Annotated in this window: 22 protein-coding genes and 1 riboswitch; of the genes, 11 read left to right on the plus strand and 11 right to left on the minus strand. The window is 31.8% G+C overall.

Features of this window, described 5'->3' with window-relative positions:
* The first annotated feature begins 242 nt into the window (after positions 1-242).
* From ABNK64_RS08395 to ABNK64_RS08405, 3 genes are read left to right on the plus strand one after another with little or no spacing between them, the layout of a single operon-like run.
* The gene (locus ABNK64_RS08395) at positions 243-1,502 is read left to right on the plus strand and encodes a M20/M25/M40 family metallo-hydrolase (RefSeq protein WP_291255250.1); all 1,260 of its coding nucleotides are present in this window, start codon (positions 243-245) and stop codon (positions 1,500-1,502) included.
* Positions 1,492-2,283 (plus strand): DUF3100 domain-containing protein, encoded by a 792-nt coding sequence (locus tag ABNK64_RS08400; RefSeq protein ID WP_349764115.1) that lies wholly within the window; start codon positions 1,492-1,494, stop codon positions 2,281-2,283. Before ABNK64_RS08395 ends, ABNK64_RS08400 begins: the two co-directional genes overlap by 11 nt.
* Positions 2,283-2,777, plus strand: coding sequence for a hypothetical protein (locus ABNK64_RS08405; RefSeq protein WP_291255252.1), 495 nt, complete (start codon positions 2,283-2,285; stop codon positions 2,775-2,777). Before ABNK64_RS08400 ends, ABNK64_RS08405 begins: the two co-directional genes overlap by 1 nt.
* Before the next feature lie 63 nt (positions 2,778-2,840).
* Here the strand turns inward: ABNK64_RS08405 and ABNK64_RS08410 are convergent, their stop codons facing one another.
* Positions 2,841-4,226 carry an aminopeptidase gene (locus tag ABNK64_RS08410; protein WP_300389726.1) on the minus strand — a complete coding sequence of 462 codons (1,386 nt, stop codon included), beginning with the start codon at positions 4,224-4,226 and terminating at the stop codon, positions 2,841-2,843.
* A gap of 415 nt (positions 4,227-4,641) precedes the next feature.
* On the opposite strand from ABNK64_RS08410, the gene ABNK64_RS08415 reads away from it, so the two are divergent.
* On the plus strand, positions 4,642-5,352 hold the full coding sequence (locus ABNK64_RS08415; protein ID WP_291255254.1) for a queuosine precursor transporter: 711 nt from the start codon (positions 4,642-4,644) through the stop codon (positions 5,350-5,352).
* A 60-nt stretch (positions 5,353-5,412) separates the two neighbouring features.
* On the opposite strand, the gene ABNK64_RS08420 is transcribed toward ABNK64_RS08415, so the two are convergent.
* The 5 genes from ABNK64_RS08420 to ABNK64_RS08440 form a co-directional block, all read right to left on the minus strand.
* Positions 5,413-6,807: an amidohydrolase gene (locus ABNK64_RS08420; RefSeq protein ID WP_300343414.1), complete on the minus strand. Its 1,395-nt coding sequence runs from the start codon at positions 6,805-6,807 to the stop codon at positions 5,413-5,415.
* A gap of 53 nt (positions 6,808-6,860) precedes the next feature.
* Positions 6,861-6,958, minus strand: a riboswitch (purine riboswitch).
* A gap of 52 nt (positions 6,959-7,010) precedes the next feature.
* Complete coding sequence (locus ABNK64_RS08425) at positions 7,011-8,204, minus strand: coenzyme F420-0:L-glutamate ligase (protein WP_291255256.1); 1,194 nt, start codon at positions 8,202-8,204, stop codon at positions 7,011-7,013.
* Between the two features lie 152 nt (positions 8,205-8,356).
* A complete protein-coding gene (locus tag ABNK64_RS08430) occupies positions 8,357-9,556 on the minus strand; it encodes a phosphoglycerate kinase (RefSeq protein WP_300343416.1) in 1,200 nt (399 codons plus the stop codon).
* 96 nt (positions 9,557-9,652) lie between these two features.
* Positions 9,653-10,660, minus strand: a complete 1,008-nt coding sequence (gene gap / locus ABNK64_RS08435) for a type I glyceraldehyde-3-phosphate dehydrogenase (RefSeq protein ID WP_291255258.1) — start codon at positions 10,658-10,660, stop codon at positions 9,653-9,655.
* Between the two features lie 210 nt (positions 10,661-10,870).
* Positions 10,871-11,740 carry an RluA family pseudouridine synthase gene (locus ABNK64_RS08440; RefSeq protein WP_349764116.1) on the minus strand — a complete coding sequence of 290 codons (870 nt, stop codon included), beginning with the start codon at positions 11,738-11,740 and terminating at the stop codon, positions 10,871-10,873.
* 200 nt (positions 11,741-11,940) lie between these two features.
* On the opposite strand from ABNK64_RS08440, the gene hemA reads away from it, so the two are divergent.
* From hemA to ABNK64_RS08470, 6 genes are read left to right on the plus strand one after another with little or no spacing between them, the layout of a single operon-like run.
* On the plus strand, positions 11,941-12,948 hold the full coding sequence (gene hemA / locus ABNK64_RS08445) for a glutamyl-tRNA reductase (protein ID WP_291255260.1): 1,008 nt from the start codon (positions 11,941-11,943) through the stop codon (positions 12,946-12,948).
* The gene (gene hemC, locus ABNK64_RS08450) at positions 12,948-13,847 is read left to right on the plus strand and encodes a hydroxymethylbilane synthase (protein WP_349764117.1); all 900 of its coding nucleotides are present in this window, start codon (positions 12,948-12,950) and stop codon (positions 13,845-13,847) included. The genes hemA and hemC overlap by 1 nt, the downstream gene beginning before the upstream one ends.
* Complete coding sequence (gene cobA, locus ABNK64_RS08455) at positions 13,840-15,306, plus strand: uroporphyrinogen-III C-methyltransferase (protein ID WP_300343422.1); 1,467 nt, start codon at positions 13,840-13,842, stop codon at positions 15,304-15,306. The genes hemC and cobA overlap by 8 nt, the downstream gene beginning before the upstream one ends.
* A gap of 15 nt (positions 15,307-15,321) precedes the next feature.
* On the plus strand, positions 15,322-16,299 hold the full coding sequence (hemB, locus tag ABNK64_RS08460; protein WP_349764118.1) for a porphobilinogen synthase: 978 nt from the start codon (positions 15,322-15,324) through the stop codon (positions 16,297-16,299).
* A 10-nt stretch (positions 16,300-16,309) separates the two neighbouring features.
* The gene (gene hemL, locus ABNK64_RS08465) at positions 16,310-17,617 is read left to right on the plus strand and encodes a glutamate-1-semialdehyde 2,1-aminomutase (protein WP_291255264.1); all 1,308 of its coding nucleotides are present in this window, start codon (positions 16,310-16,312) and stop codon (positions 17,615-17,617) included.
* Positions 17,607-18,053 (plus strand): precorrin-2 dehydrogenase/sirohydrochlorin ferrochelatase family protein, encoded by a 447-nt coding sequence (locus tag ABNK64_RS08470; RefSeq protein WP_349764119.1) that lies wholly within the window; start codon positions 17,607-17,609, stop codon positions 18,051-18,053. Before hemL ends, ABNK64_RS08470 begins: the two co-directional genes overlap by 11 nt.
* Positions 18,054-18,124: 71 nt before the next feature.
* Here ABNK64_RS08470 and spoVG read toward each other — a convergent pair whose 3' ends face one another.
* From spoVG to mfd, 5 genes are read right to left on the minus strand one after another with little or no spacing between them, the layout of a single operon-like run.
* Complete coding sequence (gene spoVG / locus ABNK64_RS08475; protein WP_291255266.1) at positions 18,125-18,406, minus strand: septation regulator SpoVG; 282 nt, start codon at positions 18,404-18,406, stop codon at positions 18,125-18,127.
* 33 nt (positions 18,407-18,439) lie between these two features.
* Positions 18,440-19,294: a 4-(cytidine 5'-diphospho)-2-C-methyl-D-erythritol kinase gene (ispE, locus tag ABNK64_RS08480; protein ID WP_349764120.1), complete on the minus strand. Its 855-nt coding sequence runs from the start codon at positions 19,292-19,294 to the stop codon at positions 18,440-18,442.
* The gene (locus ABNK64_RS08485; protein ID WP_005886217.1) at positions 19,294-19,584 is read right to left on the minus strand and encodes an RNA-binding S4 domain-containing protein; all 291 of its coding nucleotides are present in this window, start codon (positions 19,582-19,584) and stop codon (positions 19,294-19,296) included. Before ABNK64_RS08485 ends, ispE begins: the two co-directional genes overlap by 1 nt.
* A gap of 37 nt (positions 19,585-19,621) precedes the next feature.
* Positions 19,622-20,386 carry a nucleoside triphosphate pyrophosphohydrolase gene (gene mazG, locus ABNK64_RS08490; RefSeq protein WP_349764121.1) on the minus strand — a complete coding sequence of 255 codons (765 nt, stop codon included), beginning with the start codon at positions 20,384-20,386 and terminating at the stop codon, positions 19,622-19,624.
* The gene (gene mfd / locus ABNK64_RS08495; protein WP_349764122.1) at positions 20,373-23,351 is read right to left on the minus strand and encodes a transcription-repair coupling factor; all 2,979 of its coding nucleotides are present in this window, start codon (positions 23,349-23,351) and stop codon (positions 20,373-20,375) included. Before mfd ends, mazG begins: the two co-directional genes overlap by 14 nt.
* A gap of 458 nt (positions 23,352-23,809) precedes the next feature.
* Between mfd and ABNK64_RS08500 the strand changes: the two genes are divergently transcribed.
* A complete protein-coding gene (locus ABNK64_RS08500; protein WP_291255270.1) occupies positions 23,810-25,153 on the plus strand; it encodes a CoA-disulfide reductase in 1,344 nt (447 codons plus the stop codon).
* Positions 25,154-25,163: the final 10 nt, after the last annotated feature.

A 25,163-nucleotide genomic window follows, 5' to 3' on the forward strand; every position in this document is an offset into this window, starting at 1 on the left:
CTGATAATTTACACCAATTTATTGTTGTGTTTGCATTTATTGTCTTTCTCTATTCTGTTGCTAATGTCCTTAACATTATTTTGTCTCGCTTTCTCGCGGACAAGATATATAGTACCACATATACAAAGTTTCGTCAACACTTTTTTTAAATTTTTTTATTCTTTGTAAAATATATCTTTATAAAATCCTCATCTAATGATACAATACTTTATAAGATTTTTATTTATGAAAGGTGGTTATTAATGTCTGATTTTAAAGAGATTTTAACTCTAGCAGAAGAGATTTATTTCAATCCTGAACTTGGATTTAAGGAGAATAAAACTTCTCAATTAATACAAAATTTTATAAAAAAAGTTTATCCAAAGGGAGAGATTATAAAATTTGCTGAAACTGGGGTTAAATTTAATTTAGGAGAAAAAAAAGCTTTACATATAGCTTTGATTGCTGAAATGGATGCAGTGTATACTCCTTCACATTTTCATGCTGATAAGCTAACTGGAGCTGCTCACAACTGTGGTCACTATTCTCAAGTTGCCATTATGTTATCTCTTCTAAAAAAATTGATCACTGATGAAGAGTATAAGAGATTAGATTTTTCATTGGGATTCATCTTTACTCCAGCTGAAGAGTATTTAGATTTAGAGTATAGAAAAGAGTTACAAAGAGAGGGAGTGATCTCTTTTTTAGGAGGAAAACCAGAAGCTATTAAACTCGGAATTTTTGATGAATATGATTTAGCTATTGCTGTTCACTCTATGGGTGGGGAGTTAGATAGAAGAAGTATTGAGTTAAATTGTAATCTTGCTGGATTCCTATATAAATATTACACTTTCAAAGGAAAACCTGCACATGCTGGCTTCGCTCCACAAGCTGGAGTAAATGCTTATAGTATGTCCACTCTTTTCAATACTGCATTGGGACTTTATAGACAGCAAATTGATGAAAAATTTATGGTAAGGATAAATCCTGTAATTATGGAATCACATATGGGAACAAATGTCATTCCTGACAAGATAAAAATTGGAACTGATATAAGAGCACACTCAGTTGAATATATGTTAGAACTCTCAAAGAGATTGGATACAATGGCTAAATGCTCTGCTGAGGCTTTAGGTGGTGAAGTAGAGATCGAAACTGATATGGGATATCTTCCTTTTATTCAATCACGTTACCTTTCTAATTTTGTTAGAAAAAGTTTTGAAGAGTTTGAAGAGATTGAGTATTGCAAAGATAACTCTCCTGTAAGTGCTGCTGGAGATATTGGAGATCTCTCTTATATCCTTCCTTGTATACAGATTGGATACAACGGATTCATAGGAACTTTTCATGGTAGTGATTTCATTCATAAGGATAGTGAGTATATTTTCTCTATTTTCCCTAGATTTCTTTTAAAGGTCTTGAAAGATATGAGTGGAAAAATTGATAAAAACAGTTTATATAAAAGAAGTTATGAAGATTATAAAAATACAATATTAAATTTTGGAGGATTAGATGAAAAATAAAAATTTACCTTTTTTAATAATCTTTTCAGTTATTGTTATACTTGTAGCTGAGATTATTGGTTTTAGAGTTATTGCTATTGGAAAGTTTAAAATTGGACTTCTTCCACTACTTTTTGCCTTAATAATAACTATGTTTTTAGCTCTTAATGTTTTTAGAAAAGGGATAATCAGTAAGATCTATACTGAGGAAAATGTCAATTTTGCTGGAAAATATCTTATTATAATTATGTTACCACTAATGGCTAAATATGGAGCTGATGTTGCTCCTAGATTGAAAGAGATACTATCTATAGGTTGGATCTTCTTAATTCAGGAACTTGGAAATGTTGGTACTGTTATAATTGGACTTCCTATTGCACTACTTATTGGATTAAGAAGAGAGGCTATCGGATCAACTCTAGGATTGGGAAGAGAGGGTGAACTTGCATATATCTCTGAAAAATACACTCTTAACTCTGATGAGGGACGTGGAGTTCTTTCAATGTATATCTTTGGTACCCTTTTTGGGGCGATATTCTTCAGTATAATTGCACCTATATTTTTAGAAATGGGATTTAGAGTAGAGGCTCTTGCAATTGCATCTGGAATGGGATCTGCTAGTATGATGATTGCAGCTAGTTCCTCTCTTGCTGCTATTCACCCTGAAAAAGCTGAAGTCATTAGAGCCTATGCAGCTGCTAGTCAGTTATTAACAAGTTTTATAGGTACTTTTACAATGGTTTTTGTTGCTGTACCTTTACAAAAATTTATGTATAACAAGTTAACTGGAGGAAAAAAATAATGAATAAAAATCTATTTGAAAATTATTTTATAAAAAATATTTTAATCTTAATTCTTAGTCTTTCATTGATTCTTTTTACTCAATGGATAAAGGTTTTAAAATATGGTGCAAATGGACCTCAAATTACTACTTATACATTTATTGGACTATTTTTTCTTGGTTTATTTGCAATTATAGGAATTACAATTCAAAGAGTGTTACAATGTGTACCTATTAAATTTATAAGAGAGTTCCCTATTCTAGGTTGGGTATCTATTACATCTTTAATATTTTGTATGGCTAGCACAGAGGTAATCAAAGCTATTAACTCTGTTGACTTTCTATCAATAACTACTCCAATACTTACTTATGCTGGAATCTCTGTTGCTAACAAGTTAGGAACTTTAAAGAGCCTTTCTTGGAAAGTAGCAATTACTGGGGTATTTGTTTTTGTTGGAACATATTTAGGATCAGCAACTTTAGCTCAATTTGGATTATTTCTTTCTAATAAATAATATAAATTAAAACAAATGCAAGGAGCATATACCAATATCGGTATATATTCCTTGCATTTTTATCTATCCTCTAGTATAAAAAACTTTATATGCTCTATATGTTTCATAAACATCTAATTTTGAAGAGACTTCAAATGGTGAGTGCATAGCTAATAGAGCTGGTCCTATATCTATAGTTCTAATTCCTAAGTGAGCTAGATACATTGCTACTGTACCTCCTCCACCTTCATCTACTTTTCCAAGCTCTCCTATTTGCCAACAAACATCAGCATCATTTAATAACTTTCTAATCTTTCCTACATATTCAGCATCAGCATCATTAGTTCCACTCTTTCCTCTAGCTCCAGTATATTTTGTTACAACTACTCCAAATCCAATTTTTGCAGCATTTTGAATGTCATGTACCCCTTTAAATATAGGATCTACTCCTGCATTTACATCTGAAGATAGAGATTGAGAGTTCCATAGTACTCTTCTTAACATCATCTCTGTGAAATTTCCCTTAACTTTTTCTACAATATCACCAGTAATGTATGCTAGGTAATCTGATTTAAGTCCTGTACTACCTGAAGATCCTATCTCCTCTTTATCTGCTAAGAAACAGATTGCAGTTCTCTCTGGAACCTCTTCTAAATCAACTATAGCTCTCATAGATGTATAACCACAAATTCTATCGTCCTGACCATAAGCTCCTACCATAGATCTATCAAAACCAATATCTTTAGCTTTTCCTGCTGGTACTAATTCCAATTCAGCTGAGATAAAATCCTCTTCTACCATACCATAATCTCTATTTAAAATCTCTAATATTGCATATTTAACTCTATCTTTAATCTCTTTATTCTCTATTGTACTAGGTATACTTCCTACTATTATCTGAAGCTCTTCACCTTTTATTACCTCTCCACTTTTTCTTTCACCTTGAATTTTAGCTGCTAAGTGAGGTAAGATATCTGGAATAGTGAATACAGGATCCTCATCCTTTTCACCTATTGTTATCTCTACACTCTCTCCATTTTCTAAGATTACTACCCCATGAAGTGCTAGTGGAAGAGATGCCCATTGATATTTCTTTATTCCACCATAGTAATGAGTTTTCATATAAGCTAATTCAAACTCCTCATATAGAGGATTTCCTTTTAGGTCCAATCTTGGAGAATCTATGTGTGATACAACATAATTTACTCCATTTTCAATATCCTCTTTTCCAATTACTGCTAATACAAGGTTTTTGCCTCTGTTTACATAGTATACCTTATCCCCAACTTGCAAACTTTTTTTACTCTCTGCTGGAACAAACCCCTTTGCCTCAACAAATTTTACTCCCTCTTTTACAAATTCTCTCTCAGTTTTTCCCAAATCTAAAAACTTTTTATACTCATCACAAAAATAAAATATCTCTTTTTTTTCATTGGATTTAATCCAACCATTTTCGTTTTTATACTGCATGTTACCCTCCATATTATATATTTTATTTTCTTTAGCTACCTCTAGTATAGCACAAAAAAATAAAAATCCCTCTTCTTTTTTGAAAAAGGGATTTTTATTTAATTACTAATCTATATAAAATATTTTGGGGAAAGATTTATGATATATTTATACTATTTTTTATTGACATTTTCGTGAAAATTTTAAGTAAAAATATAACTATTGACAATTTTAGTTTTTTAATATATACTTTTCTTTGAAAATTAAATAAATTCTTGTATTTACAAGGAGATGTTCTACACAGACAAACCATCTATAAAAAACTAGGCCAAATTTTAAAATAAGTTATTTATTTTTAAAGAGCAGAGTTTTTCTGCTCTTTTTTATTGATTACTATTTTATTTTCCTAGTTTTAATAATATTTTAGGAGGATAAAATGGATTTTAGAAATGAATTACTTTGGTTCTGTATGTTAGTTGTTAACTTTGGTCTAATACTTTTTGCTTATAAAAAGTTTGGAAAATTTGGATTGTATGCTTGGATTCCTGTATCAACTATATTAGCTAATATTCAAGTTGTTTTATTAGTTGACCTATTTGGATTTGGAACTACTTTAGGGAATATACTGTATGCTGGTGGATTCTTAGTTACAGATATTCTAGCTGAAAACTATGGTAAAAAAGATGCTCAAAGAGCTGTATACCTTGGTTTTTTCTCACTTATTGCAATGACTCTTATTATGCAGATAGCAGTATCTTTTACTCCATCAAATATTGAAGAGGGAATAATAACTTTCAATGGTGTTAAAAGAGTTTTTGACTTTATGCCAAGAATTGTTGTAGCCTCACTTATCTCTTACCTTATCTCACAAACTCATGATATTTGGGCTTATGAGTTCTGGAAGAAAAAATATAGTGAACCTAAACATATCTGGATAAGAAATAATGCGAGTACTATGGTTAGCCAACTTATTGATAATGCTTGTTTCACACTTATCGCTTTCTATGGTGTTTATCCTAAAGAGGTTTTAATCGAGATATTCCTAACTACATACTTTATGAAATTCTTGGTTGCAGTTTGTGATACTCCATTTGTATATATAGCCCACCATTTAAAAAAGAAAAATTTAATAGAACAATTATCATAGATCTAATTAAAAAGAGCAAGTTATACTTGCTCTTTTATTTTCAATCTAAACCTCTATATTTTATAGAGTTTTAGCTACCTCTTCAACTTTTTTCTTAAACTCTGTCATCTCTTTAATAACTTTTTTAGAATCAATAGTTTTTATCTCTCTATCTTCAACAATTAATTTTCCATTTACTATAACTGTATCTACATTACTTGCATTTGCTGAATATACTAAAGCTGAATAAGGATCGTAAATTGGATTCATATTTACAGATTTTGTCTCAACTATTACTACATCTGCCAATTTTCCAGCCTCTAAACTTCCTAACTCCTGCTCTCTATGAATAGCTTTAGCTCCACCAATTGTTGCCATCTCTACAGCTTTTTTGGGAGGTAGTGCTGATCTATCTTTAGAGTTTAATTTATGAACCTTTGCCACATATCCCAATTGTCCAATTATATCCAATGTATTTCCACTCATAGGACCATCAGTTCCTAATCCAACTCTCAATCCCTCATCATGCATCTTTAGAGCTGGTGAGATCCCCTTAGCAGACTTTATATTAGCTACCATATTATGAGCTAGCCCTACATCTCTTTTCTTTAAAAGTTCTATATCGCTATCTGTTACAAAGATGTTGTGTGCAGCTATAAGTCTCTCATTTAATAGCCCTAATGAATCTAAGTACTCTACAGGTGTCATATTGAACTCTTTTTTAAATTTAGCAAACTCTTTATCTGTCTCTGCAACATGCATTGATACAGGAGCATTATATTTTTCAGAAACTCTTTTTATCTCCAATAACTCCTCTTTTGTTACTGTATGTGGAGCATGAGGTGCTAGCCCTGGAGTTATCAATTCATCATTCTGATATTTTTCAATAAGGGCAATAGCTCTATTTAAAGTTTCACCTTTATTTTTTCCATCAGCAGTAGGATATTTTATTATATTTTGTGTCATTATTCCTCTTAGCCCGATCTCTTTTACTGCCTCTGCTGCACTCTCTTCAAATAGATACATATCCACCATTGTTGTCACTCCTCCAAGAGCCATCTCCATAGTTCCAAGTCTAGCTCCTAAATAAGCCATTTCAGGAGAAACCATCTTGTTTTCCAAAGGGAAAATATATCTATTCAATCTATCTGGTACATCATCAGCTAGTGATCTAAACACTGTCATTGCAACGTGAGTGTGAGTATTTATCATTCCAGGCATAACTATCCCATCTTCAGCATCAATAATCTTTTTAGCACTATATCTCTCTAATAAATCCTCATTTCCAACTGAGATTATCTTATTGTCTTTTATAACGACAACTCCATTTTCTAAGATATCTCTCCCCTCATTCATAGTCAATACAGTACCATTTTTTATAATGATACTAGCTTCCTCTTTTCTTTCAACTAAAGATGTACACCCAACTAAGAACAAACTTCCAATTAAAATAACATTTTTCAAATACTTTTTCATTCAATCCTCCAAAAAAAAATCTCAATAGTTAAAGTACTATTGAGATCAATATAATAACAATTTCTTTAACTTATAGTATCAAATTTAAGGTTTGATGTAGAAACTTTTGGCCATATTCCAAATTTATATAAGGTTTTTAAATATTATCATATTTTTATTCTTTTTTCAAGCTCTATATTTTAATGTTATAAACACTTAAAATATTAGTCATCTATATAGTTATCAAAATATCCTTGGATTAATATAATAGGTGTACCTTTATCTCCACTTCCTGAAGTTAAGTCACATAGTGATCCAATAAGATCTGTCAATCTTCTTGGAGTAGTTCCTTGAGTTATCATCTGTCCTTTTAGATCTGAATCTTTATTTTTAATAGCTTCAGCTACAGCCTTATGTAACTCTTCACCTTTTAAACCAGCTAAATCATTATCAGCTAAATATTTTAATTTTATCTCATTTGGTGTTCCCTCTAAACCATCAGTATATCCTGGTGATACAACTGGGTCAGCAAGTTCCCATATCTTTCCTACTGGATCTTTGAATGCTCCATCTCCATAGACCATAACTTCCATATCTTTTCCAGTTTTTTCTTTTAACATTTTTTGGATTTTTACAGCTAACTCTCTACAATCACGAGGGAATAATTTGATGCTATCCTCAGTAGCTTTATTTGATCCTAACAATCCATAATCTTCATTGTATCCACAACCATTTATAGATTCTGTTAATATCTCATCCATTCCATATACTATTTTTGCTCCTGATTTTCTTAGTAATTTTTTAGTTCTCATACGAGTATGGATATCACAGTTTAATACACAATCTGTATATTTTAAGATTGCTGTAGGGTTGTTAGCAAAAATTACCTCAACTTCTGCCCCTTGCTCTCTTATTAATTCAGAATAGTATTGAATATAGTTTACTCCAGTAAATACGTGTACTGGATTACCAAATTTCTCTGTAAACTCAGCTTCAGTTAATACATCTGTCCAAGGGTTAACTCCTTTTTCATCTAATAGATCATAATCTATAAAGTGGTTTCCTACCTCATCAGATGGGTAACTAAACATCAATACAATCTTTTTAGCTCCCTTTGCTATTCCTTTTAAACATACAGAAAATCTATTTCTACTCAATATTGGGAATATCAATCCTATTGTGTTATCTCCATATTTTGCTTTTACATCTGTTGCGATATCATCAATTGTAGCATAGTTTCCTTGAGCTCTTGCCACTATTGACTCAGTGATAGCAACTACATCTTTATTTCTTAAAGCTATATTATCACTTTCTGCAGCAGCTAAAACTGCATCTACTGTAAATTTAGCAATATCATCTCCCTGCTTAATGATAGGTGCACGAAGCCCTCTTGATATAGTTCCTACTAATCTACTCATAATCTAACTCCTTCATTCCATTATATTTAAATATCTTAATACAGACCTATTATAACATATTTTTTGAAAAAATATTATCAAATTTTAAAAAAATAAAAGTAAAATAAAAAGGCTACTACAACTCTCTGTAGCAGCCTCTATATTGTAAGTTATTATTTATTAGAAATAGATTCTACTCCAGGTAATACTTTTCCTTCTAAGTACTCTAATGAAGCTCCTCCACCAGTAGAGATATGAGTAAATTTATCAGCATATCCTAAGCTTATTGCTGCAGCTGCTGAGTCTCCTCCACCTATTATTGTAGTTGCTCCTTTTAAGTTAGCTATAGCTTCACAAACTCCAATAGTTCCTTTTGCAAAGTTAGGCATTTCGAATACTCCCATTGGTCCATTCCATACAACAGTTTTTGCTCCAGAGATCTCTTTTGCAAATAACTCTACAGTTCCTTGTCCAACGTCTAATCCCATTTGATCAGCTGGAATTTCATCTACTGATACAGTTGTATGAGCTGCGTCATTGTTAAACTCTTTAGCTACTACTGTATCTATTGGTAGAACTAATTTTCCATTAGCTTTTGCTAATAACTCTTTTGCTAATTCTATTTTATCCTCTTCAACTAATGAAGTTCCTGTTGCTTTTCCTTGAGCTCTTAAGAAAGTGAACATCATAGCTCCTCCAACTAAAACCTTATCAGCTTTAACTAGAAGATTTTCTATAACTCCTATTTTATCAGATACTTTAGCTCCTCCTAATATAGCAACTAAAGGTCTTTCAGGATTATCTACTGCTCCACCTATGAATTTGATCTCTTTTTCCATTAAGAATCCTGCTGCAGTTTTTCCTTCTCCTATGTTAGCAGCTATTCCAACATTTGAAGCGTGTGCTCTGTGAGCAGTTCCAAATGCGTCATTTACAAATAGATCTCCTAATGATGCCCAGTATTTTCCTAATTCTGGATCATTTTTAGATTCTTTTTTACCATCTAGATCTTCGAATCTTGTGTTTTCAAACATCATGATCTCTCCATCTTTTAATTCAGCTACTGCTGCTTCTAATTCAGCACCTCTTGTAGCAGGAACGAATTTAACTGATTGACCTAATAATTCAGCTAATCTCTCAGCTACTGGTCTTAAAGATTTTTTTGCTAAATCCTCTTCAGTTTTAACTTTTCCTAAGTGAGAGAAAGCTATTACTCTTCCTCCATTTTCTAATACATATTTTATTGTAGGTAAAGCTGCAACTATTCTATTTTCATCAGTTATTTTTCCATCTTTCATAGGTACGTTAAAGTCTACTCTCATCAATACTTTTTGCCCTTTAACATTTAAATCTGTAACTATTTTTTTAGCCATTTAAATTGCCTCCTATTGATAATATCTTTCTTTAAAAAAGCGGAACTCTAAAGTTCCGCTATTCTATTTCTATTTAGTTATTCTCTGATTAGTTAATTATTTAGATAACTCAACAAATTTTTTAAGAGTTCTGATTAATTGAGAAGTATAAGACATTTCGTTGTCATACCAAGCTACAGTTTTAACTAATTGCTTGTCTCCAACTGTCATTACTCTTGTTTGAGTTGCATCAAATAATGATCCATAGTTGATTCCGATGATATCGCTTGATACTAACTCTTCTTCTGTATATCCGAATGACTCATTTGCAGCAGCTTTCATTGCAGCATTGATCTCTTCTACTGAAGTTGGTTTTGCTAAAACTGTTACTAATTCAGTTATTGATCCAGTAATTACAGGAACTCTTTGAGCAGCTCCATCTAATTTTCCTTTTAATGAAGGGATTACTAATCCGATAGCTTTTGCAGCTCCAGTTGTGTTAGGAACGATGTTTGCAGCAGCAGCTCTTGCTCTTCTTAAATCTCCTTTTCTGTGTGGACCATCTAATGTATTTTGGTCATTTGTATATGCGTGAATTGTTGTCATTAATCCTTCTACGATTCCAAAGTTATCCTCTAAAACTTTAGCCATTGGTGCTAAACAGTTAGTTGTACAAGAAGCTCCAGAAATAACTGTTTCTGTACCATCTAATATGTCGTGGTTTACGTTGTAAACTACAGTTTTAAGATCTCCAGTTGCTGGTGCAGATATAACTACTTTTTTAGCTCCTGCTTTGATGTGAGCTTCTGCTTTTTCTTTCTTAGTGAAGAATCCAGTACACTCAAGAACAACGTCTACTCCTAATTCTCCCCAAGGTAACTCTTCAGGGTTAGCTTTTGCAAAAGTTTTGATCTCTTTTCCGTTTACTACGAAAGCATCTTCTTTAACTTCGATAGTTCCATCGAATCTTCCTTGAGCTGAATCATATTTAAATAAGTGAGCTAACATGTGAGCATCTGTTAAGTCGTTGATTGCTACTACATCAAACTCAGGGTTTCCTACCATTAATCTTAATGCTAATCTTCCTATTCTTCCGAATCCGTTAATTGCTACTTTAACTGCCATTTCTATTCCTCCTAAAAATTTTTTTAACTATGTAAAATATTTTATGTTTTTCATCATCTACATAAAATATATAACAAGTTCAATTCTTTGTCAATTAACTCTTTTCTAATAATTTCATTAGAGTTAAATTTCATCTTTTTACGATTATTTTTTAATCAGTTATATTTCGTGTTCTATGTAACTGTACTATTTTTTTCCAATATGAATAATTTAGATTTCTAGTAGTTTTTTCATATCTTCTGGAAGTTCCACTTCTACACTCTTTAGCTCTCCAGTTTCTACATCTGAAAATTCTGTTTTATAAGAGTGTAACATCTGTCTATCTGCTCTCTTATCTGCTCCCCCATAGAGTTCATCTCCCAAAAGTGGATAACCTTCTAAAGACATGTGTGCTCTTATCTGATGTGTTCTTCCAGTTAACAACTCTGCCTCTATTAATGTCAGATTTTTATCAGGGAATCTCTTTAGTACTCTTATTTTAGTTTGAGCACTCTGTCCTCCCTCCTCTTCCTTTAGTTCAACTCTTCTAAGTTCATCTCCAATTTTTCCAATTGGTCTATCTATTAAAAATTCATCTTTCTCTACAATTCCCAAAACAATAGCTTGGTAAAACTTATTTACCACACCTTTTTCTTGAAGGTATGATTGGGCATAAGCATTTTTAGTTACTATTATTATTCCAGATGTATTCATGTCAAGTCTATTATAGAATCTTGGTACCATAATTTTACCTGTAGTTTGTAAAAAATAGTTTACCACACCATTAGCTAATGTCTTATCAACCTTTTTCTGAGTTGGATGTACTATTATATATGGATCTTTATTTATAAGAAGTAAATTTTTATCCTCATAAGCTACCTTAATAGGTATATCCATAGGTTTTATCCCCGTTTCTTTCTCCTTCTCTCTTATGTGTAGTCTATTTAATTTTCTTACCTTTTTACTGTTATTTTTTACTCTTTTTCCATTTAGATATATCTCTAGGTTTCTCAAACCTCTTCCTGAATATCCCTTTGTCTCCTTGAGATATGTTCCTATCTCATAACCGTCATACTCAGGCTCTATTATATATTTTTTCATCAATTAATCCTCACACTATCATTCTTAATCATATAAATTTTTTATCATTATTCGCTACTAATTTTCTAAATTATATCATATTTTTTAAATTATTGTTAATTTTTTGTGAATAATATTATATAATATAACAGTATGATATAAGGTTATTTTTATTAAAACTGTTGTTTAATTAAAGAAAGTATTTTAAGGAGAATATTTAAATGTCACTAAAAATTGATGAGATTGTAGCCTTTGGGATTTCTCATAAAGAGCTTACAACTGAAGAGAGAGAAGTATTTATTCAGCAAAATCCTGCTGAGATTATTAATAAACTTTTTTTAGAAAAAAAGATAAAAGGGTATATTAATCTATCTACTTGTCTAAGAGTAGAGTTTTATTTACAACTTGCCAACGATTTTTCAACAGAGGACTTACTTAGTGCATTTAAGGTAAAAAAGGGAATTTTTATTAAAAGAGGAGAGGAAGCTAGTGAGTATCTTTTCAAAGTTGCCTGTGGTTTTTTCTCAGTTATTAAAGGTGAAGATCAGATCTTAGCTCAGATAAAAAAAGCTCATGCCACTGCTTTAGAGGAGAAAACCTCTTCTAAAATTCTAAATACCGTTTTCAATAAAGCTATTGATCTGGGTAAAAAATTTAGAACAGAGAGCAAGATTTGTCACAATGCACTTTCATTAGAAGCAATATCTTTAAAATTTATTAAGGATTCTATTGGATTTCTAAGTGATAAAAAAGTTTTTATCTTAGGAGTTGGAGATTTAGCACAATCTATACTATATCTACTTGTTAAAGAGGGAGTCAAAAATATTACAATTACAAATAGGACTTATCACAAAGCCCTTGAAATTAAAAGTATCTTTGATGTTGACATTGTTTCTTTTGAAGAGAAACTTCAAACTGTTCCTGAAAATGATGTAATTATTAGTGTTACTTCTGCACCACACCTAGTTCTAAGAACTAATGATTTACAACCTTTACTAAATAAGGATAAAAAATATCTATTCTTAGATTTAGCTGTACCTAGAGATATTGAACAATCTCTTGGAGATGCTGAAAATGTTTCACTTTTCACTTTAGATGATATTTGGGGAGTATATAATGAACATTTAGCAACTAGAGACTCTTTGATAGAGAGCTATAGTTTTATGGTTGACAAACAGATGGAAAATTTAAAAAAATGGTTTCAATATTATGAGGAGAGAACTGTATAATGAAAAAAAAGATAGTTATTGGTAGTAGAGGAAGTCTTCTTGCACTTGCTCAAAGTGAAATGATAAAAAAAAGATTGGAAGATAACTTTCCTGAAATTGAATTTGAGATAAAAAAGATAGTTACAAGTGGGGATAAAGATCTTGTAAGCAACTGGAATAATAGTGACAAGTCACTTAAAAGCTTTTTTACTAAAGAGATTGAGGTTGAACTTCTAAATGGTAGTATCGATCTTGCTGTACACTCTATGAAGGATATGCCTATTCTTTCTCCAGAGGGATTGATCTGTGGAGCAGTACCAGATAGAGAGGATCCTAGAGATGTACTTATATCAAAAAGTGGAAAGAGCTTAATGGAATTACCAGAGGGAGCTATTGTTGGTACTAGCTCATTAAGAAGAACTATGAACCTTAAAAATTTAAGACCTGACTTACAAATTAAACAACTTAGAGGAAATATACACACTAGATTAAATAAATTAAAAAATGAGGATTATGATGCAATTTTACTAGCAGCTGCTGGTTTAAAAAGAGTTGGATTGGAAAATGAGATCACTGAATATTTAGATCCAAATAGATTTTTCCCTGCTCCTGCCCAAGGAGTTTTACATATACAGTGTAGAGAAAATGATGAAGAGATCAGATCTATACTAAAATCTATACACAGAGAGGATATTGAAAGGGTAGTAGTTATTGAAAGAGAGTTTTCAAAGATCTTTGATGGTGGTTGTCACACTCCTATGGGATGCTACTCTGAAGTAAATGGAGATGAGATAACTTTCTCAGGTATATATTTTAAAGATGAGAAGGGGTATACTGCTCAAATTACAGAAAAACTTAATAAAGGAATATGTGTAGCTCAAGCTGTAGCTGAGTGTATAAAGGAGAAAATCAATGGATAAAAAAGGTAAAGTTTATATAATGGGTGCTGGACCTGGAGATGCAGAACTACTTACATTAAAAGGTAAAAGAGCTATTGAGGAAGCTGATTGTGTAGTATATGATAGATTAATTAATAATCGTATCCTTAACTATGCTAGAAAAGATGCTGAGATGATATATCTTGGAAAGGGAAACACTGAAGGTGGACTTATTCAAGATGAGATCAACGAAACAATTGTAAAAAAAGCTTTAGAGGGAAAAGTTGTAGCTAGAGTTAAAGGTGGAGATCCATTTGTATTTGGTAGAGGTGGAGAGGAGATTCAAGCTCTTTTTGAAAACGGAATTGAGTTTGAAGAGATTCCTGGTATAACTTCATCTATATCTGTTCCAGCCTATGCTGGTATTCCTGTAACACACAGAGGTATGGCTAGATCTTTCCACGTTTTTACAGGACATACTATGGCTGATGGAGATTGGCATAACTTTGAAGCTATTGCTAAATTAGATGGAACTTTAGTATTTTTAATGGGAATTAAAAATCTACCTATCATTGTTGGAGATCTTATAAAAAATGGAAAGGATTCTAAAACTCCTGTAGCTATCATTGAAAAGGGAGCTACTGCTGATCAGAGAGTTACTGTAGGTACACTAGAAAATATCATAGAGTTATCTCAAGAGAAGAAGATTGTTCCACCAGCTATCACTATTATCGGTGAAGTAGTTAACCTTAGAGATACTTTTAAATGGTTTGAAACAACTCAACTTTTCGGAAAAAAAGTTTTAGTTACAAGAGATAGAAGACAAGCTGGTGAGTTCTCTAACAAGATTGAAAAAATGGGTGGAGTAGCTATTGAACTACCTTTTATAGAGATTGAATCGACTCTTGATAAATTGGATAGAGAACAATTAAAGAGATACTCTGCTCTACTTTTTAATTCACCTAACGGTGTTAGAGAGTTTATGAATAAAGTTGAAGATATTAGAGATATTGCACATTTAAAAATAGGTGCTGTGGGAAGTAAGACTAAAGAGTTATTAGAGGGGTATAAGATTAAAGCTGACTTCATTCCAGAGGAGTATCTAGTTGATAGATTGGCTGAAGAGTCTATTAAATATACTAATCCTGGAGATAGAATACTTATTATCACTTCTGATATCTCACCTTGTGATGTTGATAAATTTAATTCTATATATAATAGAAATTTTGACAAGATTGTTGCTTATAAAACTAAAAGAATCATCAGAGATAAAAAAGAGGTACTTTCAAACTTAAAAAAAGTTGAGATTGTTACTTTTTTAAGCTCTTCTACTGTTGATGCTTTTATGGCAAGTATTGAGAATGATCTTGAAGCTGTTAAAGATATTAAATTTGCTTCTATTGGTCCAGTGACAAGTGACACTATGAGAAAATATGGACTTAACGTGGATTTTGAAGCAAAAGTTTATGATGTTAATGGTATTATTGAAGCTATAAAATAGCTGGGAGGATAGGATATGTTTACAAGAACAAGAAGACTTAGAGGATCAAAAACTTTAAGAGATATGGTTAGAAATGTAAATCTTCATTTAGATGAGCTAATATACCCACTTTTTCTTGAAGAGGGAGAGAATATAAAGGCTGAGATCGATTCAATGCCTGGACAATACAGATTCTCTTTGGATAGAATTGATGAGGAGTTACAAGAATTAAAAGATTTAGGAATTAAAGCACTTTTACTTTTTGGAATACCTAAAGAGAAGGATCCAGTTGGTTCACAAGCCTATGCTGAAGATGGAATAGTTCAACAAGGTATTAGACACATTAAGAAAAATTTTCCTAATTTTCTAATTATAACTGATGTTTGTATGTGTGAATACACTTCTCATGGACATTGTGGTATCCTCAATGGTTGTGATGTCAACAATGATGAGACTCTAAAATATTTAGCACAGATCGCCCTTTCTCATGCAAAAGCTGGAGCTGATATTGTAGCCCCTTCAGATATGATGGACGGAAGAATTGAAGCTATGAGAACTATACTTGATGAGAACGGATTCACTTATCTACCTATTATGGCTTACAGTGTAAAATATGCTTCAAACTACTATGGACCTTTCAGAGATGCTGCTGATTCTGCTCCAAGTTTTGGAGATAGAAAAACTTATCAAATGGATTTTAGAAGTTCAAAAGAGTATTTTAGAGAGGTAGAATCAGATATTGAAGAGGGAGCTGACTTCATAATGGTAAAACCTGCTCTTGCATACCTTGATGTAATACATGCATTAAAAGATCTATCTCTTCCATTGGTAGCTTATAATGTAAGTGGAGAGTACTCTATGGTCAAAGCTGCTGCCAAGAATGGTTGGATAAATGAAAAAGGTATAGTGATGGAAAATATGTATGCTCTTAAGAGAGCTGGGGTTAATTTAATCATCACTTATCATGCAAAAGAGATCGCTCAATGGGTTAAAAATGGAGAGATCACACTTTAGGGAGGACAAAATGAATCACGAAATTTCAAAAGAGATATTTAAAAAAGCACAAAAATATATTCCTGGTGGAGTTAATAGCCCTGTAAGAGCTTTTAAATCTGTCAACAGAGAGGCTCCTATCTTTGCTTGTAAAGGTGAAGGTGCTAAAGTTTGGGACGAAGATGGAAATGAATATATTGATTTTATATGTTCATGGGGTCCATTAATCCTTGGACACAATCACCCTCAAATAATCAAAGGGGTAAGAGAGGCTATTGAGCTTGGAAGCTCTTTTGGTCTACCTACAAAAAGAGAGGTGGAATTAGCTGAACTTATTACTAAATGCTGTCCCTCTATTGAGATGGTAAGACTTACTACTTCTGGTACAGAGGCTACTATGTCTGCTATCAGACTTGCTAGAGCTTACACTAATAGAAATAAGATTGCAAAATTTGAAGGTTGCTACCATGGACACTCTGACGCACTACTTGTTAAATCTGGTTCTGGATTACTTACTGAAGGTTATCAAGATAGTAACGGAATCACAGAGGGTGTGTTAAAAGATACTGTCACTGTTCCTTTTGGAGATCTTGAAACATTGACAAAAGTTTTAAATGAAAAAAATGTAGCTTGCTTAATTATGGAGCCTGTTCCTGCTAATATGGGGGTTATCTATCCTAATATTGAGTTTTTAAAAGCTGTTAGAGAACTTTGTACTCAAACAGGAACACTTCTTATATTTGATGAGGTTATCTCTGGATTCAGACTTTCTTTAGGTGGAGCTCAAGAGTATTTTGGAATCACTCCAGATATGACTACTCTTGGTAAGATAATTGGTGGTGGATATCCTGTGGGAGCATTTGGTGGAAAAGCTGAAATTATGCAACTAGTTGCTCCAGTGGGAAGAGTTTATCACGCTGGTACTCTATCTGGTAACCCAGTAGCTGTAAGAGCTGGTTATGAGATGCTTACTTATTTAAGTGAAAATAGAGAATCTCTATACAAAGAGTTAGAGAAAAAAGTTAATTATATAGTTGAAGGAGCTAAAGCTTCTGCTAAAAAATATGGAGTAAATATTGTTATTAATTCTATTGGTTCTCTTTTCACAATTTTCTTTACTGATAGAAAAGAGGTTAACAATTTAGAAGATGCACTATCTTCTAATACAGAAAATTTTGCTACATACTTTAATACTATGCTAGAGAATGGAATTATCTGCCCACCTTCTCAATTTGAAGCTCACTTTGTTTCACTTGCACATACTCAAGATATCTTAGATAGAACTCTTGAGGTAATGGATATGGCTTTTAAAGCTATTGGTGAAAACAATGGAAAATAGATTTTTCCCCCTTTTTGTCAATATTACTGGAAAGAAAGCTCTAGTGGTTGGAGCTGGAAAAATAGCTATTAGAAAAGTAGAGACATTAATTGAATATGGTGCTAGAGTTTCAGTTATTACTAGAGAGATTAAAGAGGAGAGATTTCTCTCTCTTGAAAATATAGATATAAAAATAGGAGAGTTTGATGAAACTCTCCTTGATGATGTATTCATAGTTGTAGCTGCAACTGATAATCCAGAATTTAATAGGTATATCTATGAACTCTGTAACTCTAAAAATATCTTAGTAAATAGCATTACTTCAAAAGATAGTATGAATTGTCGTTTTGCTAGTATTTTAGAAACTGAGGAGTATCAGATTGGAATATCTGCCAAAGGTAATCCTACCAAATCCAAAGCTCTAAAAAATAGATTATTAACCATTATAGACAAATAAAAGTTTAAGATAAAAAAAGTTACTATGGTGTTAACACACATCACAGTAACTTTTTTATATACTATATTTTATTATTCCTCTGTTATCTCTTCAGGTTTTGCCTCATTAAACTTAGCTATTACAGTGTCAGTTATCTCTTTTCTTAGCTCAGGTGTTATTGGGTGAACTATATCTTTATACTCCCCATCTGGCATCTTTCTAGACGGCATAGCTACAAACATTCCCTTTTGTCCATCAATAATTTTTAACCCGTGAATGACAAAACACTCGTCAAAAGTTACATCTGCATAAGCTTTTAACTTTAACTCATTTTCTCCCTTTACTGCTCTTAATCTTACGTCTGTAATCTTCATAGTTTCATGCACCTTCCCTTTTTTATGTAATCTTTATAAACTTCTGCAAAGATGTACTTCACAGTGTTGTAATTGCCCCTTTATAAATTCTACCATCTGTTTTCCATTTTTGGTAAACACATAATATGCACTTCCACTTCCTGACATAAAAAACTTCATATTAGGAATTCCCATAACTTTTTTTCTAAACTCTATTATATTTTCATCTTCAAGCAATAACCCCTGCTCTAAATGATTTTCAATACTTTTTTCTACCAGTGAGATATCATTATTTCTAAGTCCTGTTATTATATTATCTATGTTTGCATCTTTTTTATTATTGAGCATATACATATTTTTATAAGCCTTAGCTGTTGAAACTCCAAAATTTGGTTTAATAATAATTATATCGTCAGTGAGATTATTCTCAATCTCCTGAATGTCTTCTCCTATTCCTCTCACTCTACTAGCTCTATTTATTATAAAGAAAGGGATATCAGCACCTATACTCTTTCCTATCTCCAATAGTTTCGGTACTGGAAAAAAATTGTTGTGATAACGATTCAACTCTTTTAAGAAAAAAGCTCCATTAGAACTTCCTCCTCCCAATCCAGCTTCGTGGGGAATACACTTCTCTAAATGTACACTTATCTTTCTTCTATCTAAACCACTCTCTCTATAAAATCTATCATAAACCTTCCAAAGAATATTTCTCTCATCTGTTGGAATATCCTCTTTGTTTGTAGTAATCGTTAACTCTCCTACCTCATCAAATATCTCTCCACTCAATCTATCTGATAAAGAGATTGGTAACATAACCATATCTAAAAGATGATACCCATTTGGTAAAACCCCAGTTACATTAAGTCCTACATTTATCTTAGCATTCGATTCTAAAGAAAAAACCATTAAAAAATATCCTCCTCACCATCTATATCCACAGTAATTCCTCTACTTTCTAATACATTAATAAGCTCTGATGTTCTCTCCTTGGCCACATTTCCAGTAGGAACTTCCAATATCTCAAATTTAAAATATTTGTTAAAATACTCCAGTTCCAATATCTGTCCGACTTTTACCTCAGTACTAGCCTTAGCAACCTTTCCATTCAATTTTGCTTTTCCACCATCTACAACTATCTTAGCTATAGGTCTTCTCTTTATTATTCTACTAACCTTTAAAAATTTATCTAATCTCATACTCACTCCTCTTTATACTATATATACTACATTTTTTTTATAAGTCAATCTCTTTTTTTGCTTCATTCCAAAAATTTTCTAGCTCATCTAGCTTAGCTTTCTTAACATCACACTTCTCCTCTACATATCTAAATCTTCTATCAAATTTCTTGATTGTTTTTTCTAGAGCTTCTGTGGCATCAATATCTAAAAATCTAGCAATATTTACTACTGAAAATAGTACATCTCCCAACTCTTCCTCAATATTCTTTCTATCTTTTTTTGAGATCTCAACTTTTAACTCATCTATCTCTTCATATAACTTCTCTATAACTTGATCTATATTTTCCCAATCAAATCCAACTTTACTAGCTTTTTTCTGAATTTTTTGTGCCTTAGATAGTGCTGGTAAATACTTAGGCACACCGTCAAGAGCTGATTTTCTATTCTCATGTAACTTCTCAGTTTTCTTTATCTCATCCCAATTTACCAAAACTTCATCAGTTGTTATCCCCTCATCTCTCTTCTTAAATACATGGGGGTGTCTTCTTATTAATTTTTCATTTATCTCATAAGCCACATCTTCAATATTGAATTTACCCTCATCTTCACAGATATCAGCTTGGAATACTAGATTCATTAAGACATCTCCCAATTCACCTTTATGCTCCTCTACATCTCCTTCCATAGCCTCTAAAAGTTCTGCTACTTCCTCTCTTAAACATGGTTTTAAACTTTCTAAAGTTTGTTCTCGATCCCAAGGGCAACCATTTTCCCCTCTCAATACTTTAATTATTTGAACAAGTCTTTCAAACTCTTTCATTTTCATCTCCTGCTCCTTCATAAATATTTATAAACTCTTCAATACTTCCATTATAATCCAATGTTTCTGTAGTTTTTTTATACTCTACAACTCTCTTTTGTATCAAGTTTAACAAAACTTCAAATTTAACTCTCTCATTATAGAATCTTATCTCACATTGATTTTTTCCCTTTATCTCTCTAGCATATTTTATTCCTAATTTTCTAGCTCTTAATTTTAAAGCTAGATACTTAAACAATCCCTGTGCTTCAACTGGCATCTTTCCAAATCTATCCTCTAGCTCCTCAGCTAAAATTTTTAATTCACTTATATTCCTACTCTCTGAAATTCTTCTATAAACTCTAACTTTCTCGTTCTTATCTATATACTCATTTGGAATAAAGGCTGGATAATTAACTTTAATCTCAATATCATCAAGCCCATCTTCAAACTCTCCCTTTATCTTAGCAATCTCATCTTGTAACATCTTCATATATAGAGTGTAGCCAAAAGTTTCCAAAGCTCCATGTTGCTTCTCTCCTAATATCTCTCCTGCCCCTCTTATCTTCATATCTTCCATTGAGAGCTGTAGTCCTCCTCCACCTATCTCCTCTAGATTTTTTATGGATTCCTCTCTCTCTTTAGCTTTCTTTCCTACATATTCCTTAGTTAAAATATAACAATAACCCTGTCTATTTCCTCTTCCAATTCTTCCTCTCAACTGATATATTTGAGATAATCCCAATTTATCCATTCTATCAATTATCATTGTATTGGCATTCTCAATATCAATTCCATTTTCTATTATTGTAGTTGCTAGTAATATATCTAGCTCTCCATTTTCAAAATCTTTGATCTTATCTTTTATCTCTTTAGGTAACATCTGTCCATGGACATAACCTATTTTTAAATAATCTGGTAGTATCTTGCTCAGCTCTTCAGCCTTCTTCTCTATTCCTTTTACAAAGTTATAGATATAGAATACCTGTCCCTCTCTTGCTATCTCCTTCATTATAATATCTTTTATATTGGCAGTTGAACCCTCTATAAAATTAGTTACTATAGGTTTTCTTCCCACTGGAGGAGTATCTATTACTGAAAGATCTCTTATTCCCAACAGAGATAGGTTTAATGTTCTTGGGATTGGAGTAGCTGTTAAAGTGAGCATATCCACACTATATCTTACTTTTTTTAGCTTCTCTTTAGCTTTAACTCCAAATTTTTGCTCTTCATCTATTATTATTAAGCCCAAATCTCTAAATTTTACATCTTTTGATAAAAGTCTATGCGTTCCTATGATTATATCAACTGCTCCACTCTTAATGTTTTTTAATGTTTGTCTCTGCTCTTTAGATGTTGATAATCTACTTAATAATTCAATAGTTACAGGGTAATTTTTCATTCTTTCACTAAATCTCTCATAGTGCTGTTGAGCTAATACAGTTGTTGGTACCATTAACCCCACTTGTTTTCCCTCCATAGCACACTTAAAAGCTGCTCTTATTGCTACCTCTGTCTTTCCAAACCCAACATCTCCACACACTATTCTATCCATTATCCTAGTTGATTCCATATCCCTTTTTACATCTTCTATAGCCTTCATTTGAGACTCTGTCTCTCTATATGGAAAACTCTCTTCAAACTCCTCTTGCCAAATTGTATCTGGTGCAAAAGAGTAGCCTGCTTTCAAATCTCTTTGAGCTTGTATCTCTACGATCTCTCTTGCAAAAACTATTAGTTCCTCTGATATTTTTTTATATTTCTTTCTAAAACCTTTTCTTCCCAACTTGAATATCTCTGGAATCTCTCCAGAAACTGAAACATACTTTCCTATCCTTCCAATACTTTCAACTGGAACAAAGAGTTTATCCTCATCAGCATACTTTATTTTCAGATAATCATTTCCGTCTATCACTTCAATCCCTAAATAGAGACCAACTCCATAGAGTTCATGTATGATATAGTCTCCCTCTTCGATCTCAAGAGGAGTCTTATATCTCAACATTTCCTTATCTTTTCTATCTCTTTTTACTCTAATTCCCTTTAACTCTCTATCTGTAAGAACTATTGTATCTCCCTCTTGATACCCCTCAAACAATGGGTATTTCTCAAAACTAAAGTTCTCTCCTAAAAATATCTCCCTATATCTCTTTTCCTCTTCAGATACTATTTTTATTTTTAAATTTTCAGATTTTCCTAGATTTTTAACATACTCTTGATTTTCAAACTCTCTTAACTCTCCATTGGTAAATTTCTTTATCTCTATATGTTCAGACAGTTTAAGTAGATTTTCATATTTTTCTAGAATAGGAATCTCTTCCAAATTTTTTTCTTCAATTATCTCACTCAATTTATATCTCAATAATTCTGTATTCTCTACAAAAAATTTAGTATTCTCTTGCGATTTAATCAGATCTAAAAAATCTGTTTTCTTCTCTTTATTACTGTTTATATACATATAAAGATCATCTTTTTTCTCTATGCTCTTCTGACTCTCAATATCAAAATATGTCAATCTCTCTATCTCATCATCAAAACCAAGCTCTATTCTCAACGGATTATCACTATCTTTAGGAAATATATCTATTATATCCCCTCTCATACTATATTGATTTCTTTCCTCTACTAGATAGCTTTTTTCATAGTGGTTACTCTCCAACTCACTCAATAACCTCTTTATATCCAGACTCTCTCCAACTTTAAATCTATATTTTTTCCCCTCTATAAAATAGTCTCTCAAATAAGCTTCCAAAGAGATTAAAATTATATATCTCTCTTTTAAGTTCAATATCTCTAAAAGATCATAATTATCCTTTTCCAACTCCTCTGAATACAAACTACTCTCTAATTTTATTACATTTCCCCTGTATATATCTTTCAACACATAGTAATAGTCCTCTATATTTCTATTTGATGAACACAGGTAAACTATATTTTGATCATATTCATTCAATAAAAATGGAATTTTTCCTCTATATTCTAACATATTCCCTCTAACACTATCCCCCTTTCAAAAGGCTTAATTATACCCTATATTTTACCCTCAATTTTACCTATTTGTAAAGAAATATTATCCTAGATTTTAATAGGTTTATATGATATACTATATTAAAATTGTATATTTTATAAAACTAAGAAATATTTATATAAATGTGATTATAGATTAGTTTTATCAATGTTTTTTTCAATTTGAAAATTATCATTTTGAAAAAAATTATCATTTTGAAAAATAAACTTTTTTAATCTTTAACCCTTTCTTTTTAAAACAAATCTATTTGTTTTAAAAAAGAACTACATTTTATTTTTTTTAGATTTTATGAAATATTTTATAAAATAATATAAAATTTAATATATTGGCATATTTTTTGCTTATTATTTATACAGTTCTACTTTAAAAATTACAATATATTTTATTTTAAATTTAAATATATCAGGAGGGTATTTATGAAAATAATCATCATTGGTGGAGTTGCAGCAGGAATGTCAGCAGCAGCTAAAGCTAGCAGAATAGACAAAAATGCTGAGATTGTCATTTATGAAAAAACTGAAATTGTTTCTTGGGGAGCTTGTGGACTTCCTTATTATGTAGGAAACTTCTATGAAGATCCTAATAATATGATTGCTAGACCAGTTGAAAAGTTTATCGAAGCTGGTATGAACATCAAAATCAAACACGAAGTTATAGGTATTGATGTTGAGAAAAAAGAGATCACTATTAAAAATCTAGTTACTAATGAAGTTTTCAATGATAGCTATGATAAATTAATGGTAGCAACAGGAGCTCATGCTATAATGCCACCTATAAAAAATCTTTCTGCTAAAGGTGTATACACTTTAAAAGATTATACAGATGGATTAATCTTAAAAGAAGAAATGATGAAAGATGAACACCAAGAGATTATTGTTGTAGGAGCTGGATACATTGGTATTGAAGTTGTTGAAGCTGCTAAACACTTAGGAAAAAGAAATGTAAGACTTATCCAATTAGGAGATAGAGTTTTACTTGAAAGTTTTGATAAAGAGATAACTGATGTTATGGAAGAGGAGATCAGAGCTCACGAAGGTGTAGAGCTACACCTTGAAGAGGCTGTTCAAGAGATAATTGAAAAAGATGGAAAAGTTGTTGGTATAAAAACTAACAAAGGAGAGTACAGTGCTGATTTAGTAGTTATAGCTACTGGAGTTAGACCTAATACTGCTTTCCTAAAAGATACTGGAATTGAGATGTTACCTAATGGAGCATTAGTTATTGACGAGTTTGGAAAAACTAGTATAGATTCTATCTACTCAGCTGGAGATTGTGCTACAGTTTACCATATGATTAGAAAAGAGAATGTATACATTCCTCTAGCTACTACTGCTAACAAAATAGGAAGAGTTGTTGGAGAAAACCTAGCTGGTAAAAATACTCCTTTCAAAGGAACTTTAGGTTCAGCAGCTATCAAAGTTTTAGAAGTTGAAGCTGGTAGAACTGGACTTACTGAAAATGAAGCTATCAAATTAGGTATTAACTACAAAACTGTATTTGTAAAAGATAAAAACCAAACAAATTACTATCCAGGAAGAGAGGATATATTTGTAAAATTAATATACAATGCTGATACAAGAGTACTTTTAGGAGCTCAAATAGCTGGTAAAAAAGGTGCTGTTTTAAGAGTTGATGCTTTAGCAACTGCTATCTATTCTGGACTTACTGTAGATGAGATCGGAATGATGGATTTCTGTTATGCACCACCATTCGCAAGAACTTGGGACGTTATGAACGTTGCAGGAAACGTAGCAAAATAATTTTTTTATT

This window comes from Fusobacterium sp. SYSU M8D902 (assembly GCF_040199715.1).
Lineage (GTDB): Bacteria > Fusobacteriota > Fusobacteriia > Fusobacteriales > Fusobacteriaceae > Fusobacterium_A.

Bases quoted from the DNA above. Each gene is read 5' to 3' on its own strand.
- ABNK64_RS08395 (WP_291255250.1), top strand. From the start codon at position 243: ATGTCTGATTTTAAAGAGATTTTAACTCTAGCAGAAGAGATTTATTTC.
- ABNK64_RS08400 (WP_349764115.1), top strand. From the start codon at position 1,492: ATGAAAAATAAAAATTTACCTTTTTTAATAATCTTTTCAGTTATTGTT.
- ABNK64_RS08405 (WP_291255252.1), top strand. From the start codon at position 2,283: ATGAATAAAAATCTATTTGAAAATTATTTTATAAAAAATATTTTAATC.
- ABNK64_RS08410 (WP_300389726.1), bottom strand. From the start codon at position 4,226: ATGCAGTATAAAAACGAAAATGGTTGGATTAAATCCAATGAAAAAAAA.
- ABNK64_RS08415 (WP_291255254.1), top strand. From the start codon at position 4,642: ATGGATTTTAGAAATGAATTACTTTGGTTCTGTATGTTAGTTGTTAAC.
- ABNK64_RS08420 (WP_300343414.1), bottom strand. From the start codon at position 6,807: ATGAAAAAGTATTTGAAAAATGTTATTTTAATTGGAAGTTTGTTCTTA.
- ABNK64_RS08425 (WP_291255256.1), bottom strand. From the start codon at position 8,204: ATGAGTAGATTAGTAGGAACTATATCAAGAGGGCTTCGTGCACCTATC.
- ABNK64_RS08430 (WP_300343416.1), bottom strand. From the start codon at position 9,556: ATGGCTAAAAAAATAGTTACAGATTTAAATGTTAAAGGGCAAAAAGTA.
- gap (WP_291255258.1), bottom strand. From the start codon at position 10,660: ATGGCAGTTAAAGTAGCAATTAACGGATTCGGAAGAATAGGAAGATTA.
- ABNK64_RS08440 (WP_349764116.1), bottom strand. From the start codon at position 11,740: ATGAAAAAATATATAATAGAGCCTGAGTATGACGGTTATGAGATAGGA.
- hemA (WP_291255260.1), top strand. From the start codon at position 11,941: ATGTCACTAAAAATTGATGAGATTGTAGCCTTTGGGATTTCTCATAAA.
- hemC (WP_349764117.1), top strand. From the start codon at position 12,948: ATGAAAAAAAAGATAGTTATTGGTAGTAGAGGAAGTCTTCTTGCACTT.
- cobA (WP_300343422.1), top strand. From the start codon at position 13,840: ATGGATAAAAAAGGTAAAGTTTATATAATGGGTGCTGGACCTGGAGAT.
- hemB (WP_349764118.1), top strand. From the start codon at position 15,322: ATGTTTACAAGAACAAGAAGACTTAGAGGATCAAAAACTTTAAGAGAT.
- hemL (WP_291255264.1), top strand. From the start codon at position 16,310: ATGAATCACGAAATTTCAAAAGAGATATTTAAAAAAGCACAAAAATAT.
- ABNK64_RS08470 (WP_349764119.1), top strand. From the start codon at position 17,607: ATGGAAAATAGATTTTTCCCCCTTTTTGTCAATATTACTGGAAAGAAA.
- spoVG (WP_291255266.1), bottom strand. From the start codon at position 18,406: ATGAAGATTACAGACGTAAGATTAAGAGCAGTAAAGGGAGAAAATGAG.
- ispE (WP_349764120.1), bottom strand. From the start codon at position 19,294: ATGGTTTTTTCTTTAGAATCGAATGCTAAGATAAATGTAGGACTTAAT.
- ABNK64_RS08485 (WP_005886217.1), bottom strand. From the start codon at position 19,584: ATGAGATTAGATAAATTTTTAAAGGTTAGTAGAATAATAAAGAGAAGA.
- mazG (WP_349764121.1), bottom strand. From the start codon at position 20,386: ATGAAAGAGTTTGAAAGACTTGTTCAAATAATTAAAGTATTGAGAGGG.
- mfd (WP_349764122.1), bottom strand. From the start codon at position 23,351: ATGTTAGAATATAGAGGAAAAATTCCATTTTTATTGAATGAATATGAT.
- ABNK64_RS08500 (WP_291255270.1), top strand. From the start codon at position 23,810: ATGAAAATAATCATCATTGGTGGAGTTGCAGCAGGAATGTCAGCAGCA.